This is a genomic window from Glutamicibacter sp. M10 (genome assembly GCF_025452055.1).
In the GTDB taxonomy this organism is placed as follows: Bacteria; Actinomycetota; Actinomycetes; order Actinomycetales; family Micrococcaceae; genus Glutamicibacter.
The window spans coordinates 823,939-839,131 of sequence record NZ_CP104918.1 but is presented as its reverse complement, the minus strand read 5'-3'; the positions used below and the strand labels follow the sequence as shown (position 1 = coordinate 839,131).

The following is a 15,193-nucleotide window of genomic DNA, read 5'->3' as shown; positions in this document are numbered from 1 at the left end:
TTCCCAAGGGTTCTGGCGCTATTTGGTGCGGATTTGTGGTGAGCCCTCACCCTCAAAGCGCTAGCCTAAGGGAACCGTACCGTTCCAAGTGAATTCCGGGGTCCGCTTTTCTAGGAACGCCGTAATGCCCGTGGTTGGGTCATCCGAGACATCCACCTGCTGTTGCCAATAGGCGTTGACCTCTTCTAGGTCAATGCCACCAACAGCTATCGCGTCAACAATGGCTTTCATGGCTTGAATGGACAAGGCCGAACGTCCTGCCAAATGCAGTGCGTACTTTTCGATCTCTTCCCAGAAACCCTGAACCGGTAAAACACTTCCAACCAGCCCAACATTTTTTGCCTCATCAGCATCAATGAAGTCAGCGCTGAACAGCAATTGCTTGGCTACGCCTGGGCCGACAAGATGAACTAGACGTTCAATACCACTGGTGGGATAAACGATGCCAATCTTGGACGGAGTAATCCCGAAGTGGGCACGCTCGCTAGCGATGCGGATATCGCACGCTCCGGCAATCTGCCAACCACCGCCGACACAATAACCATCAATCGCCGCGATAGTTGGCTTAGGGAATACGGCCAACGCATTTTCTCCGGCGCTGACATGTCCACCGTCATGGCGGCCTGATTCGGCATCATGCAAGATTGCGCGCAAGTCTCTGATATCAGCACCGGCACTGAAGTTCTCTCCGGCCCCGCGAACTACCAGCACGCGTACCGAGTCGTCTTCAGCCAGGGTATACAGCAGGGGCGCAAATTGTCCCCACATATCTTTGGACACCGCATTACGTCGACGCGGATTATCGATATACAGCGTTGCCACCGCGCCACTGCGTTCTACGCGCAGGCTACCGGTTAGATCCGGTTGCTGTTCGACACTCATTGTCCGCCCCTTAGCACTGACCCAGCTCTGGTCCAGTTGATCATTCCTGCCTCTATCAAAGCACCATTCTTTCTTGACCAGGCGAACTAGCTTTTACTCGGCCCATTTTGTTGCTTCTAGCCGCGCAACTTTACGTTGATTTGTTTGGTCTGGGTGAAGCCGGCCAGCATGCCCTCTAGAGATACTTCGCGCCCGATGCCTGACTGCTTGTAGCCACCATAGGATTGGCCCACCACTTGGCCACCTCCCTGGTTGACTTGAACCCAACCTGCTTCCACACGGTGGGCAGTGTTCAGCGCATTATCTAGGTTGTGACTCCATACGTAGGCGGCCAAACCATAGTGCGAATCGTTGGCCATCTTCACGACCTCGTCGACTTCTTTCCAACGAATAGCCACCAGCACTGGCCCAAAAATCTCTTCTTGTGCAAGACGGAAGTCATTGCTTGCTCCGCCAAAAACGGTGGGCTGGTGGAAGTATCCTTCGGTCAGTGGCCCTGAAGTTGGCTCGTCTCCACCCAAAGCTACGGTCAGCGCCGAGTTGTTCCGACCTTCTTGCAGGTAGTCACTGATTTGGCGGTGCTGGCTGGCATTGATGATCGCGCCCATGTCAGTGGCCTCATCCAGCGGGTCACCCACCTTCAGCGCTCCGAGCTTAAGGGTCAGCTTTTCCAAGACTTCGTCATAGACGTCTTCATGTAGGAAAAGCCTCGATCCGGCGGTGCAGCTTTGCCCCTGACGGGTGAAGCGCGAGGCGGCAAGCAGCCCATCAATCAGTTCATCGTCTACGGCATCGGGGAAGACAATCGAAGGATTCTTTCCGCCTAGTTCCAGAGAGACATGGGCAAGGCGTTCGCTTGCGGTGCGGGCGACTCCTCGACCTACGTCGGTTGATCCGGTGAAGGAGACTTTGTCCACGCCAGGGTGCTCGGATAGGGCCTGACCTATCACGGATCCGCGACCGGTCAACGCGTTGAGCACTCCTGCGGGCAGGTGTCGGTTGCAGATTTCGGCAAGTAGCAAGATGGTCAGCGGCGCATCGTCGGCCGCTTTGAGGATGACAGTATTTCCGGCTGCTAGCGCCGCTGGAATCTTAAAGCCGGCAATCATCAGCGGTGAGTTCCACGGCAAGATACACGCGACCACTCCCAACGGTTCAAGTCGGGTGTACTGCAGTTGGTTCTCGCCCGCGGGCAGTGTGGTGCCTTTGACTTCGCCCGCGATGCCGGAGAAGTAGCGGAACAGGGCCACCAGCGTGGTGACTTCCGGGCGGGCCTGGGTGCGCAGCGCGTTGCCGGTATCAAGGGAGGTGAGCTTAGCGAAGTCTTCGGCTCGTGCTTCAATGTCGTCGGCGATTTTGGCCAGTGCCCTGGCACGCTCGGTGAAGTGCACCCCGCGCCATGCACCAAACGCCTTGCGAGCTGAGTCAACCGCTCGATCCACATCTTTGATACCGGCGGCAGGCACTCGGGCGATGACACTTTCACGGATCGCCGGGTTGCGGACCTCGCGCCATTCACCGGTACTCGATTCGGTTTTTTCGCCATCTATCCACATGGGCTGGTCAAAACCGTTGAGCAGGTTTTCGGTGCGTGGATCAGTGTTAGAAGTGCTCATTGTTCCTCGTATTCAATAAAGCTAGGGTTGACCAGATCAGTTGGCGGGCTTGGCTGCGGCGGAAGCAGCTCGGATCTCGTTGATAATTCCGGAGAAGTCTTTGCGTGCGCCTTCACCGGCAGCAAAGTCTCGGTAGATCTTTTCGGCGGCCACTCCCAGTCGGGCTTGAACGCCTGCGGCGTCCACCGCCTGGACCGCTAAGCCGAGGTCCTTGGCCATCAATGCACCGGCGAAGCCTGGCTCGAAGTTTTTGTTGGCCGGGCTTGTTGGTACCGGTCCGGGGACTGGGCAGTTGGTGGTCAGCGCCCAACATTGGCCGGTGGCTGCGGAGGCCACTTCAAAGAGCGCTTCATTGGACAGTCCGAGGCTTTCACCCAGTACAAAAGCTTCAGAAACGGCAATCATGCTCACGCCGAGGATCATGTTGTTGCAGACCTTCGCCGCTTGTCCGGCGCCAGGGCCGCCACAGTGCACAATTCGCTTGCCCATATCTTTGAAGATGACTTCTGCGTCGGCAAAATCTGCGTCGCTGCCGCCAACCATGAAGGTCAGTGTCCCGTTTTCTGCACCGGTGGTTCCGCCGGATACTGGGGCGTCCACACCGCGATGCCCGGCGGCGCTGAGCATCTGATGCACTGTGTGGGCATCGTCCACGGCAATGGTTGAGCATTCCAAGAACAGCGTTCCTTTGGCGGCTGCTGCGAGTAGTCCGTCCGGTCCCTCGAACGCGCCGATTACGTGGCGACCGGCGGGAAGCATGGTGATGACAACGTCGGCATCCGTCACTGCTTGGGCCCCGGATTCGGCAATATTCACGCCGGCCTTGATCGCAGCTTCTAGGGCTGGGGCCGAGAGATCAAAGCCTGTTACCTGATGTCCTGCCTTGACCAGGTTGGCGGCCATATAACCACCCATATGGCCCAGACCGATGAATGCGATGTTCTTTACCATTGAAATTCTCTCTTCTTCATTGAAGGTTTATTCGTTGGGGTTTCAGTCTGCAACCCGGAAGTCTATGAGTCCAGCAAGGTTCTGCCTACGATCAGGCGCATGATCTCGTTGCTGCCTTCAAGGATCTGATGCACTCGAAGGTCACGGGCAATTTTCTCCAACCCGTATTCAGCCAAGTATCCGTAGCCGCCGTGGAGCTGTATGGCGGAATTGGCAGCATTAAATCCTGCGTCGGTGGCTAGTCGTTTGGCCATGGCACACAGCCTCACTGCGTTGGGTGCGCCTGCATCCAACGCTGCTGCCGCCCGCCACAGTAGAGTGCGGGCGGCTTCTAATTCGGTTTCCATATCGGCAAGTTTGAAAACCAAAGACTGTTGATTAGTTAGTGGGCCGCCAAAAGCTTCACGCTCTTTGAGATAGGCAACTGACTTTTCTAAGGCTTTCTGTCCGCCACCTAGCGAGCATGCACCAATGTTCAGACGTCCACCGTTCAAACCCTTCATGGCAAAGCCAAAACCGTCACCTTCAGCTCCCAATAGGTTGCCTGCGGGTACTCGGACGTTGTCGAGGATGACCTGTCGGGTAGGTTGTGCGTTCCAGCCCATCTTCTTTTCGTTAGGGCCGAAGGACAAACCTTGAGCATCGGCAGGGACGAGGATCGCGGAGATGCCACGCGATCCGGTGTCCGCGGTGCGAGCCATAACAACGTAAGCGGCCGAAGATCCGGCGCCGGAGATGAATTGCTTAACGCCATTGAGCACGTATTCGTCGCCTTCGCGCACTGCTCGGGTGCGAAGAGCTGCGGCGTCTGAACCCACGCCGGGTTCGGTTAGGCAGTAGCTACCCAAGGACTGCATGGAGGCCAGCTGCGGGATCCACTGCTCACGCAGTTCTCTGGATCCGAAGGTATCGATCATCCAGACAACCATGTTGTGGATGGAAATGTAGGCTGCGATGGTCGGATCAGCCTTGGCAAGCTCTTCAAAAATCAGCACCGCATCACTGCGGGTCAGTCCGGAGCCGCCGAACTCTTCGGTGGCGTAGATGCCACCCATTCCCAATTCACCGGCTTGGGCCAAAACCTCTACGGGAAAGTATTTATTTTCGTCCCAGCTCGCCGCGTTTGGTTCCAATGCGGTGGTTGCAAAATCACGCACCATATCTACTAGTGCGCGCTGGTCCTCGGTAATTTCAAACATGCTCGGGCCTTCCAAAGATGCGGTTAGCCACAAATATAGTTGGACATCCTACTAAATACTAGGGCTTCCAAGTAAATACTTGGAGCGAGAAACCAATCCTTGCTCAGCACGCGATTTAGGGCTTGTTTTTCATAGCAAGAAGCAGGACTCGAAGGTCCTACAGGGGGCATCTAGTCGCTACCCAGTAACCTCACCGCAAGCACCTTGTGCACGAGACTAGTAGAGCCAATGCGCCGGACAGAGGGCAGATTTATCCCCGCCAAAGATACTATTTGGCCCATTCATTGAGTGCGATGCGTAGAATCTCGCTTCATGAGTCCGGATAAGAGACAACGTAAGTCCTCTAAGCAGTCACGCTTGCCACTAAAAGCAACCTCGCAGGCAAAGTGAGCGCCCTCCAGCGATGATGTACATTCATTGGTTTACTTCAAGCGCCATAAGGATGATGATCCGAACCAACCTTCTCCAGGTCGAGATTTTCTAAAATCCTGCCCACCGAAAGTTCGGGCAACCATGAGGGCAGTACTTATCGCAGTGGCCGAGGCCCCTCCAAAAGCTTCTCTGGCGGCGGATACTGGGAAGCAATGCACTGCGATATGTCTGGATGGTTTGAGATTCGCGTCGACGGCCCAAAGAAGAAAGAACATTTCCGTCTTTTCTGCAGACTCGATTACGAAGCAGAAGGACTCGACAAGCCTTTGCTTGTAATTATTGACGGTCGAAGCAAACCAATTCGAACGACGCTTTCAGATGAAGACTACGCTGCAGTGCGCAAGCTAGGCGACGAATATTTCAGTCGAAACCCACGGCCTCTTGCTTGAGTCCATTATTACGCAGCTCTTGAAGCCTTCGTAGTTTGACGGAGTTTTTCTAAGTATTCAGCCAATTCTTCCGTGTTGGCAGATCTTCCTTCGAGTAGCGGCCGGGTGAGCGCCGAGCGTTCTGATTTAGGTAGAGGTTCAAGCTTTACCCTCATGCCCAAAGCTGCAGCCACTTCGGCGAGCGTCCCAAGTGTCGGATTAGATGCACTGCCAGAAAAGAGCCGTCGCATTGTTGCCGGCTCAGCACTTATAGCGCGGGCCAGGCTAGCTTTCGACAATCCCGCGGCAACGCGAGCCTCATCCAGACCATTCACGATGCTGTCGATAGTGGCAATCCGGATCGATTCGACAACGTACTCCCTGAGGAATTCCGGATCCTCAAGATCCTTAGCTAGATCGTCCCAAAATGTTGTTGACGCTTCCATTGAACCCTCCTCGGCGTGGATTCTAGCGTAACATATATGCTACGCCATATGAACTGCACACCGTCGCGCTCTAGTGGAATCCAACCGTCCTGATCAACCGGAACTGGCGCACTTAGAGCAGTTCGTTCAGATAGCGGTTAAACGAAACGCCTTGCTCCGAAGCTTTGATTGTTAGGTCCCGATGTTTTTGGGGTGACACTCGCAGTCGAATATTTCCGCTGTACACACGTGTGGCAAATGGGCTTGGCACTTCTTCGCCTGCTCTGGATAAGTCAGCAACCGCGCTTCTCACCAGACCAAGCATCCCCGACAGTGCGGTTGCTTGGGACTCGGCCAGCCAGGACAGTGACGGGAACTCGGCCACGGTGGCGAGATACTCATCATCTTCAGCGGACCACGCAACACTGTACTTATAGCGAGTTACTTGCACTGATTCTTCAGTTGCCATCTTCCGTTCCCCATTTCCTTGATAACCGGAGGCCCTAGTTTCACCTAATAAGACCCAGTTGTCCCGTTGGTGTTTTGAACGTCCACGGGTTACGCCAAAAAACTTTGACGCGGAATACCCAAATCATGCGCTGCAAGCTTTGGTCAGCTTTGAGAAACGAACCTTATTGGGACCTTGGCTCATCTGCGCCACAACGGCGTCTACCAATGGCATGACACCATAGTTCCACTATTGGTACCAATTAAACAAGAGGGCACAGAGCCGTCTCGGTATTACCGAAACAGGTCCAGGTACGCCAACGAATAGCCGACTCGATACTCGCTGGCTGGTTCGCTAGCAACCATCTGGCGGTCAGTTATCGCCATTTCAACTTGGTCCGTCACGATGCCATCTACCGGCAGGCTCAACAGCTCCCGAATTTTGGACTCGTCATTAACGGTCCAAACGTAGACTTCCTGACCCTGCTCGTGAGCCTGATCCAGCAAGTCTGGACGGAACGATGCCTGTTCCAACGTGTAGAAATCGCAGTTCACCTGTGGCAGCCTGCCAACACTCATGGCCACAGTGAGACCAACACGAAGTTCAGGGCGTTGGCGCTTAATTTCCTTGACTGCAGGAGCGTTGAGCGAGTGGTAGATATTATCGGTTGCAGTCCCGGCCGCATCGATTTCTTTGAGGAATTCCTTGAGGTATCCCTTATGCTCATGCCCGTTGACCTTGAGCTCTACTAGAACCGGTATTCCAAGTTCTTTGGCATGCTTCAAGTACTCCGCCATGGTGGGAATGTGGTCGGTGAAGCCACCCTCTCGGACGGTCACCTTTTGTACCTCGTCCACGGTCATGTCGTAGATATTCTTGTTGACGCCGGAAACCATCAGCAGATTGGTGTCGTGGCTTGCGACGAACTTTCCGTCCTTGGCCTGCTGGAAATCCGCTTCAACATAGTCGGCCTTGTTTTCGGCAGCGGCATCCAGAGCACCAAGCGTATTTTCCACCCCACCGGCGGCATAACCGCGGTGGGCTATCACCAAACTGTCTTCGGCACTGGAGGTTGTTTGGCCCAAGGCCGGAGCGGCATACAAACTGGCGGAGACCGCAAGACCAAAAGCCAGCGCCTCTACCGAGGCACGGGTAGCTTTGGCCTGCACAGTGCGCTTGCGTAGCGTGTACTCCTCAAAGACGGAGGTGAGTCCGAGGTGGTCACGTCCCAAAGCGACCAGAATTTGCAGGGCCACCACTGTGGCAGCACCGATGATCATGAACCCTAGGGTATGGCCTACCCCGATGCACAAGCTCGCAACCACCGCAGAGCTTTGCGCAGTCATGATGTTGGTGGCCATCTCGGAGATCCACGCCAGAACTTCTACCAACAGCGAGGCGCTCAACGCGGCTATCCCTAGTGGCAGACCCACAAGCAGAAGATATCGGAAGAAGTTCTTATGCGTTGCTTTGAGGCTTCCGCCCAATGCTGCGTATGACTTTTTCTCGCCAATAACCAACAGTGGCAGGGTCAGAATCAGACGTAGGTTCAGCCACAAGATCGCGGCGATCATCAATGCATAAAGGCCCGTGCTTAGCGGGACCTTCAGGTACTCACGGGTGATAAACGGCGGAATACCCACACCTTGAATCAATACCGATGAGAGGCCCAAGCCGCCCATTGGCAACGCCAGGAAGAAGTAAACCATCAACAGTGGAGATGGATAGCGCAGCAACTTGCGCATCACCGTAAGAGTATCCCTGACCATGTCAGCCAGGTTTGGTGGGCGGCCTGATTGTTGCCGATTGACCATCACGATCAACGCCACGAACTGCAAACTAATGGCCGCAAAAGCAAGGATCGCGATGGCCAGTATCAACAGAAGGGAGATCGGATGGGTCAGCAATTCCGTATAGGTACGGTCGGTGACGTTTTCCAAATGACTAGCTTCAAGGGCCAGCCCAAACAGGTACTTGATAGCCGGCAAGACGCCTAGTCCGTTGATCAGCTGAATCACGCTAATGACAGCTAGGTAGCGGAAAACTCGCGCATGGCTAAGACGCCAAATTCGACGAAGGAATCCGGGAATCTGCGAAAAGGTTGGTGCCACCTCGCGGGTCGCCGGGTGCAACTGAGCAGAATGATCCGGGCAAGTAGATCCGAATTTCATTCTGTCGTTCACAGCGTTTTATCCCGTTCCAATCGTTTCGAAAGCTAAAGAAGGCTAACGACTATCTTATCCCGGTCTCTTTTTCTGCGCTGTGGAGGGGGTCTCAGAAACAACCCCGAATTCTTAGAGTTCTCTGGACGATTCTGGATTCAAAAGCGTTAAGGATGGCAACAATTTATTTTGCGCCAAACGCTGGGGTCGTAGCTTCGCAGTCCACGCGTTGGCCTGGTGCGCCCGTTTCAGAAGCTATTTCTTTAACACCGTCTAGGAGAATCTTGCAGGTTGCCGTTGCGTCTTTCCCCGGCGTGGCAGCAATGGCCGCATCTTGTTCTGCGGTGACCATACTTTCCAAGGACCAGACCTTGCGAGATTTCTTCTTCTCGTCGGCATTAGCTGTCACCGTATCTTCGGTGACTTCAGCCGACTCCTCGCCACGCTTTTGCGCCTCAAGATAGGAGACTTCGCTCAAAGTGTCGTCGGAGGCACCATCCACGCTGACTTCATAGGTCACAGACCACGCATCGGAAATTGCTTTGTCGTAGGAGTCCACTGCGCCGCACCCTGCCAGACCTACGCCTAATGCTAAAAATGCTGTGCTCGCCGACATTCGGGCAATGTTGCGAGAAAGGTCGGACGATGAAAATCCACGCATGAAATTCCTTCACGAGATCAAGGTGTGCAATTGCTACAGTCTCAAGCCTAGATCCGTAGGCACTTCCAATACCTCGCATACAAGGACGACTTTAGAGCGCCCGGATCAACCCAAGGGTGGAGACAGAATCAGAACAGCTCGCAAATGTTGGTGCTCTTATCTGAAGAGGTCTAGGTGCGCTAGAGCTACACCAACACGGTAATCAGACCTCGGGTTCTCAGCCACAAAGTCCCGGTCTCGCAGCGCGACGTCCACGCTGTCGGTGACAATTCCATCCACTCCTAGACTTAGGAGCTCTAGGATTTTCTGTTCCTCATTAACCGTCCAGACGTAGACCGGCTTGTCCGCTTCCCTGGCCATCGCCAACAGTTCAGGGTCAAAGGACGCTTGCTCCACGACAATGAAGTCGCACTCAACTTCCGGGATCGCCCCAAGGCTCATGGCCATGGTGAGCCCCACACGAAGTTCGGGACGCCGTTCTTTCAGTTCACTGACCGCCGCGGGATCCAGCGAGTGATAGATGTTCTGCTCGGCGGTGCCGGCCGCGTCAATCTCTTTGAGGAAACGGTCCATAAAGCCAGGCGCCTCATGTCCTGAGACCTTGAGTTCCACAAGCAACGGAGTCTTCAACTCTTTCGCCCGATTCAGATACTCATTCATGGTGGGGATTGTCCCGGTAAACCCGCTGACGTTCTGCTTCACCGAGGTCACTTCATCGACGTTCATTTCATAGATGTTCTGATTGCGCCCAGCCACTACCAAGAGGTTGGTGTCGTGGCTGGCCACGAAGTGCTTATCTTTGGTTTCTTGAAAGTCAGCTTCAACATAGTCCGGATGCAATTTTGCGGCCGCTTCCAAACCGCCAATAGTGTTCTCCACTCCTCCACCCGAGAATCCTCGGTGGGCCAAGATCGCAGTATCTTCTGCTTTGGACGTGGTGCCAGCCATCAGTGGCACGGCACGGACGCTAAAGGCCAGCAGTAACGAGGAAACCACGACCGCCACAATCATGAACAGCATTGAGCGTGCAGTGTGGTTGGGTGTCGATACGCGTGCTAGTCCATGCGGAAGATCCAACTGGGATCGGGCTGCGACCACGAGGACTTGAATGATGACCACCGTGGTGACGCCTACAAGTAAGAAGCCCAGAACATAACCGGCTTGGATGCACACCAAAGCCACAAACGCGGATCGCTGAAGGTCCAGGAGAGTGTTGGCCGTACGGGAAATCCAGATCAGAATTTCCACCATCAATGATGAGAGCAGTGCACAACCCAGCGCCGGAATACCGAACATAAACACCGAGCCCCAGAAGTTGCCGCTTGTGGCACGGAAACTCTCAAAAATAGCGTGCGTAGCTTTTTTCCCGCCCACAACAAACATCGGCAGGCTGAGTATAAGACGCAGATTCAGGTAGAAGATCACCGCGATCAGCAATGAATATCCCACGCCACTGAGTGGAGTCTTCAGATACTCTCTGCTGACAAATGGTGGGATTTCAATTCCTTGAATCAACACCGAGGAAAGACCCAACCCACCCAACGGCAGCACCACAATGAGGTAAAGCATCAGTGGCAGCGGAGGTCTGCGCACCATACGCCACAGCGTGCCCACGGTTTCCCGCACTACCTCTTTGGTACTCAGCGATAAACCTGATTGCTGGCGATTGACCATCACGATGAGCACGGAGAACTGAAGCCCGAGAGCCAACAGAACAATAAATGCAATCAGCAAGAGTAGGAGCGCGGCCCCCGGATGGCTCAGCATCGTTGGCAGGTCGCGGTTCGTCAGGTTGGCCAGGTCGCTGACGTTTAGTGCGTACGAGAAGATCGCCTTGACCGCAGGGAGCACAACAAAACCGTTAAACGCCTGAGCCAGAATGATGGCACCCAAATAGCGAGGCACATGCGCGTGGCTCAGCCGCAGGGCCTGAACCAATAAGCGCAGCACCAACGCCACGTTCAGCCGCTCATGTTGATCGCTATGGGTCTTAGCTCCAAGCAATGAGGCGCCAAGCCGTTGCTTCTTGGACTTTCGCTGAAGCTTTAGCTCCGAATGCTTTTTCATTGCCGGTCCTGCTTTCAGGTTCGTGCGCAGGCGACTACTGATGCCCTGTAAAGAATGCCGACAGCCAAGGTCACTAGTTACCTTGGTGCTGCATGGCACCCCAACTGATACTTCTTCAGCCTGTTCAACTTTACTGCGGATCTGGCCTCTTAACTACTTCAAATGCAGTACTAGCCCGTACTTCATTGGTCCGATGTAGTCCCTGACGATTCCTCAGATAATTGAACTTGCGTGCAACGCACCCCGCACAGGACACTGCTCATCTTGCGTCGCAACCGGCGCATCAAGAATCGCGCCAGAGTTCTTGAACTGCATTCAGGGTTTCAGACAGCCCTAGAACACATCCAAAAGTTTGAACGCCGCATCCGCATCCAGTCCATGATTGTGGCTTTGCTGCTCATTGGATTAGGAATCGGCGCGGTGTGTGCAGGATTCGCCTGTAGAATCCCGCAGGAACAGGTGCTTGGTGCACTGTGCTTTTCCGTCGGTCTTACTGCCCTGTGCCTGGTTGGTAAAACGTACCGTGCGGCTCAGCGGTCCCAACGTGCTCGACGGTTCACTTGTATTGCTGTCGCGCAGATGTTTGAGGAGCGGAATATTCGCTTCAGTCGGGAGGTAAGTCCTTGCATCAGTGTTTAGTATCGGTCCGAATCGTTCGCAGGACGTGCACGAGTTTAATGTGGCATGCCGTCAGAGAGTAGCGGGACGAACTGCGAGCCGGCTAACGTAACCGGCCCGCATGCATTTTTGAATTTCTATTCGTCTGCTTCTTCTTCACCTGGCAACGTCGACTGCTCCGGCAACGTATCCCAGACGGAAGTGTCTGCCGTTTCAACCGAGCCGTCGGCCACCGCTTTGATGGTGGATTCCAAGGTCAGGATGGTCTCGCTGGCGCAGATATCCGTTGGACTTCTGACCCAGCACATAGTCAGCGTTGTAGTGATCGCTCATTCCGCGCATTTCGAAGAGCAAAGTCGAGATGCCGTATTCGGCCGCGATGCCGTTGCGAGCAATGGTGTTAGCCGTACCGCCAACATACTTTCCTAAGTGGCCCCATCCCGTGGAATCCACGTTTTGGTAAACGATGGAACCAAGGCGCTTAGACCCCTCGCGCACTTCTTCCGAAACGTCGGCAGTAGTTGGATACAGTATCGACCCCGAGACCAATTCCCCATTGATGGCTGAGCGAGTTCCCTGATGGTGCAAGTCGATCATGTAATCAATGTTGAAAGCGGACAGCACGTTATTGTGCAGAGCCTGAATTTCCGGCTGGCTCTTGGCCACGTGATCGCGGTTTATGTCAACGTTGTTGGCGTTGTATCGGGTGAGGTGACGGTCGCCGGATGCTATGTAGTCATCCAGCGAGAAATCCACGTCTCCCATGGCCCCATCCGGGTTGAGCATTGGCACCACGAGGATATTAACGTTCTTTAGTACGTCTTTCATCCGACCTGATCCGAGATGTTTGATAACTTCAAGAGTTCCCTCGGTAGTCAGTTGTTCGTTGCCATGCTGCTGAGTTAGGAAAAGGATCGTCGGGTTACTCGGGTCCGAGATGTACTTTGCTAAGTACAGGTCACGACCCTTAACCGACTGACCGATAACTTCGAGGTCCAGTGCCGCTTGTTTGGCATCCTGAGTCTTCAGTTCGGCCACCATCGAATCATAGGTGTGCAAGATCGAGGTGTTGGTCGTTCCATTCTGGTTGTTGTTTGGCCCTTCACCTACGGCTTGCGCCGGAGCCAGACCTAGTCCGAGCATCAACGCTGATCCGGCAACGATGCAGGCTCCTTTCTTCATCGCTTGGGTTGGGAACAGTGATGAACTTCTTTGCATGGTTCTTCCTTCGTTCTTCCTCAATAGTGACGGGTGATGAAAATGTTGACGCCCCTGGTCCAGGTCCATCAATGCAGTGATGTGACGCCAGTCGCACTAGGCGCTGGCACCCATCCTTGTCGAATAAATCCTGCCCCGCAAGGGAAAGAGAAGATTGCTGAACAGCACAAGGCCAGCCGCAGTATCTGTGTGCCACGGCTGGCCTTGTGCTGTTTTTCGTCTTTCTAGCGAAGAACTACGGTGCGCGAACCGTCGAGGAAGACTCGATCTTCACAGTGCCAGCGCACTGCGTCCGAGAGCGCCTTGCACTCGGTATCGCGGCCGGCGGCAACTAGGTGTTCGGGTTCGTAGCTGTGGTCAACTTCCTGAACACGCTGGGTGATGATTGGCCCTTCATCCAGCTCGCTGTTGACGTAGTGAGCGGTAGCGCCCACGGTTTTTACGCCACGTTCAAATGCCTGGTGGTACGGCTTAGCGCCCTTGAACGAAGGCAGGAAGGAGTGGTGAATATTGATCGCACGGCCATTGAGCTTGCGGGTCAAGTCATCGGAGAGCACCTGCATGTAGCGAGCGAGCACCACAAGATCCACGTCAAAGCGATCCACCAGTTCCATCAGCTTGTCTTCGGCCTCTGGCTTCGTCGCTGCGGTGACTGGAACATGGAAGAACGGAATACCGTTCCATTCAACCTGCTGACGGTGATCTGGGTGATTGGAAACAACCGCAGCAATTTCTACCGGAAGCTCCCCCATGCGGGCACGGAAGAGTAGGTCATGCAGGCAGTGGCCGAACTTGGAGACCATGATCAGCACGCGCTTTTTCTGGCCCGCTGGGCGTAGGCCCCACTTGGCGTCGTGTTCTTCAGCCAGGTTTTTCAGGTTGGATTCTAGGTCTGCGATAGCGATTTCATTATTGTCGCTGTCCGCAACCTCAAATTCGATGCGCAGGAAGTAAGTGCGTGAGCGCTGATCATCGTGCTGCTTGAGTTCGCGAATATCTCCATGATGATCAAGTAGCAGACCGGTGACCGCATGCACGATTCCTGCGCGCTCAGCACAGGTGAAGGTCAAGACGTATTTGTTGTTCGGTTCGGTCATCGTGCCGCTCCTTGCGTTCGCCGAGTTAGCGCTAGCTTCGCCATGGCTCGTGGTGGTATCTGAGTTCAAGATTGGTGGCGTGTGATGGTCAGAGATCTTTGAGAACTCCGTCGATTCCTGACTTAGCAAGTGTCTGAAAGTCTGACCATGAGACTGATATATCAATAGCTGATCACAATACTATGTGTGTACTAGGACAGCGTCAACAACATTTCTCAACAGATTTTTAACTTCTTCATCCGCAGCACTCTCACCGCTTCCGCGGGGCAAAAATCACCCCTCGCGGTTGCAGGCGATACCCTTTGTGTAGTGGCAAGTGCGTTTTGAACAGTGAAGAAAGCGAAATATCGATGGCCCCCGAATTCTCCAGCACCATCACCGAACAAGGTTCGATGGCGGATCGCGCCTACGCGGCGCTACGTGATCGGCTGATGCTGTTAGAGATCGCTCCAACTCACCCGATTCATGAACCACAGCTGGCTGAAGAATTGGGCGTGGGACGCACCCCGATGCGCGAAGCTCTTAAGCGCTTAGAAATTGATCACCTGGTGGTCTCTTATCCGCGTCGTGGAACCTTCGCCACCGCGGTAGATTTCCATGAACTGAACTACATTTCTGAGATGCGCCAAGCCCTTGAACCGCTCGCAGCACGTAATGCGGCAGCGAACAAGGATCCCGAGATCCAGTCCCAGCTCGCCGGTTATTTGGAACGCATTGATGCACTTGATCCGACGTTGGATCAGCGCTCACTGTTGCTACTGGATGTACAGATTCACCGACTCATCTACAAGGCCGCAGCCAATAAGCATCTGGAAGAAACCCTGGTGCGCCTGGATAACCTCGTAACGCGAATCTGGTGCCTCGTTATCGATCAGATGCCACCAATCGCCGAACACCTCAAAGAGCATTCGGCACTCTTGCGAGCCATCTTAGACAATGACGGAGAGCTTGCCGCCAAGTTGGTCTCCGAGCATGTGACCCACTTTGAGCAGGCGCTGCGCAGCGCCCCTTAGTCCGCAATCTTTCACGGTCCAAGAGGCGCTGTGAGC

11 protein-coding genes and 1 pseudogene are annotated in these 15,193 nt (G+C 54.4%); 1 reads left to right on the top strand and 11 read right to left on the bottom strand.

The features are described from left to right. Window positions 1–60: 60 nt before the first annotated feature. The 11 genes and pseudogenes from N6V40_RS04115 to purU all read right to left on the bottom strand — a co-directional run bounded on the left by N6V40_RS04115 (window position 61) and on the right by purU (window position 14,144). Window positions 61–882, bottom strand: a complete 822-nt coding sequence (locus tag N6V40_RS04115; RefSeq protein ID WP_262199106.1) for an enoyl-CoA hydratase/isomerase family protein — start codon at window positions 880–882, stop codon at window positions 61–63. Between the two features lie 116 nt (window positions 883–998). After that, on the bottom strand, window positions 999–2,498 hold the full coding sequence (locus N6V40_RS04110) for an aldehyde dehydrogenase family protein (protein ID WP_131089401.1): 1,500 nt from the start codon (window positions 2,496–2,498) through the stop codon (window positions 999–1,001). Between the two features lie 36 nt (window positions 2,499–2,534). Next, window positions 2,535–3,449, bottom strand: a complete 915-nt coding sequence (gene mmsB / locus N6V40_RS04105) for a 3-hydroxyisobutyrate dehydrogenase (RefSeq protein ID WP_262199105.1) — start codon at window positions 3,447–3,449, stop codon at window positions 2,535–2,537. Between the two features lie 62 nt (window positions 3,450–3,511). After that, the gene (locus tag N6V40_RS04100; protein WP_131089403.1) at window positions 3,512–4,648 is read right to left on the bottom strand and encodes an acyl-CoA dehydrogenase family protein; all 1,137 of its coding nucleotides are present in this window, start codon (window positions 4,646–4,648) and stop codon (window positions 3,512–3,514) included. An 829-nt stretch (window positions 4,649–5,477) separates the two neighbouring features. Beyond that, a complete protein-coding gene (locus N6V40_RS04095) occupies window positions 5,478–5,894 on the bottom strand; it encodes a helix-turn-helix domain-containing protein (protein WP_131089405.1) in 417 nt (138 codons plus the stop codon). 112 nt (window positions 5,895–6,006) lie between these two features. After that, window positions 6,007–6,342, bottom strand: a complete 336-nt coding sequence (locus tag N6V40_RS04090; protein WP_262199104.1) for a toxin-antitoxin system HicB family antitoxin — start codon at window positions 6,340–6,342, stop codon at window positions 6,007–6,009. A gap of 272 nt (window positions 6,343–6,614) precedes the next feature. Beyond that, window positions 6,615–8,492 carry a glycerophosphodiester phosphodiesterase gene (locus N6V40_RS04085; protein WP_262199103.1) on the bottom strand — a complete coding sequence of 626 codons (1,878 nt, stop codon included), beginning with the start codon at window positions 8,490–8,492 and terminating at the stop codon, window positions 6,615–6,617. Window positions 8,493–8,667: 175 nt separating this feature from the next. Next, complete coding sequence (locus N6V40_RS04080; RefSeq protein ID WP_131089408.1) at window positions 8,668–9,144, bottom strand: hypothetical protein; 477 nt, start codon at window positions 9,142–9,144, stop codon at window positions 8,668–8,670. A gap of 156 nt (window positions 9,145–9,300) precedes the next feature. Then, window positions 9,301–11,211: a glycerophosphodiester phosphodiesterase gene (locus N6V40_RS04075; RefSeq protein WP_262199102.1), complete on the bottom strand. Its 1,911-nt coding sequence runs from the start codon at window positions 11,209–11,211 to the stop codon at window positions 9,301–9,303. A gap of 755 nt (window positions 11,212–11,966) precedes the next feature. Continuing rightward, window positions 11,967–13,011, bottom strand: a pseudogene (locus tag N6V40_RS04070) (M14 family zinc carboxypeptidase). Window positions 13,012–13,271: 260 nt separating this feature from the next. Continuing rightward, window positions 13,272–14,144, bottom strand: coding sequence for a formyltetrahydrofolate deformylase (gene purU / locus N6V40_RS04065; protein WP_131089410.1), 873 nt, complete (start codon window positions 14,142–14,144; stop codon window positions 13,272–13,274). Window positions 14,145–14,494: 350 nt separating this feature from the next. Here purU and N6V40_RS04060 point away from each other — a divergent pair, with 350 nt between their 5' ends. Next, window positions 14,495–15,157 (top strand): GntR family transcriptional regulator, encoded by a 663-nt coding sequence (locus N6V40_RS04060; RefSeq protein WP_131089411.1) that lies wholly within the window; start codon window positions 14,495–14,497, stop codon window positions 15,155–15,157. Window positions 15,158–15,193 lie beyond the last annotated feature (36 nt).

Excerpts from the sequence above, each read along its gene's own strand:
- N6V40_RS04115 (WP_262199106.1), bottom strand. The coding sequence starts at position 882 with ATGAGTGTCGAACAGCAACCGGATCTAACCGGTAGCCTGCGCGTAGAA.
- N6V40_RS04110 (WP_131089401.1), bottom strand. The coding sequence starts at position 2,498 with ATGAGCACTTCTAACACTGATCCACGCACCGAAAACCTGCTCAACGGT.
- mmsB (WP_262199105.1), bottom strand. The coding sequence starts at position 3,449 with ATGGTAAAGAACATCGCATTCATCGGTCTGGGCCATATGGGTGGTTAT.
- N6V40_RS04100 (WP_131089403.1), bottom strand. The coding sequence starts at position 4,648 with ATGTTTGAAATTACCGAGGACCAGCGCGCACTAGTAGATATGGTGCGT.
- N6V40_RS04095 (WP_131089405.1), bottom strand. The coding sequence starts at position 5,894 with ATGGAAGCGTCAACAACATTTTGGGACGATCTAGCTAAGGATCTTGAG.
- N6V40_RS04090 (WP_262199104.1), bottom strand. The coding sequence starts at position 6,342 with ATGGCAACTGAAGAATCAGTGCAAGTAACTCGCTATAAGTACAGTGTT.
- N6V40_RS04085 (WP_262199103.1), bottom strand. The coding sequence starts at position 8,492 with ATGAAATTCGGATCTACTTGCCCGGATCATTCTGCTCAGTTGCACCCG.
- N6V40_RS04080 (WP_131089408.1), bottom strand. The coding sequence starts at position 9,144 with ATGCGTGGATTTTCATCGTCCGACCTTTCTCGCAACATTGCCCGAATG.
- N6V40_RS04075 (WP_262199102.1), bottom strand. The coding sequence starts at position 11,211 with ATGAAAAAGCATTCGGAGCTAAAGCTTCAGCGAAAGTCCAAGAAGCAA.
- purU (WP_131089410.1), bottom strand. The coding sequence starts at position 14,144 with ATGACCGAACCGAACAACAAATACGTCTTGACCTTCACCTGTGCTGAG.
- N6V40_RS04060 (WP_131089411.1), top strand. The coding sequence starts at position 14,495 with ATGGCCCCCGAATTCTCCAGCACCATCACCGAACAAGGTTCGATGGCG.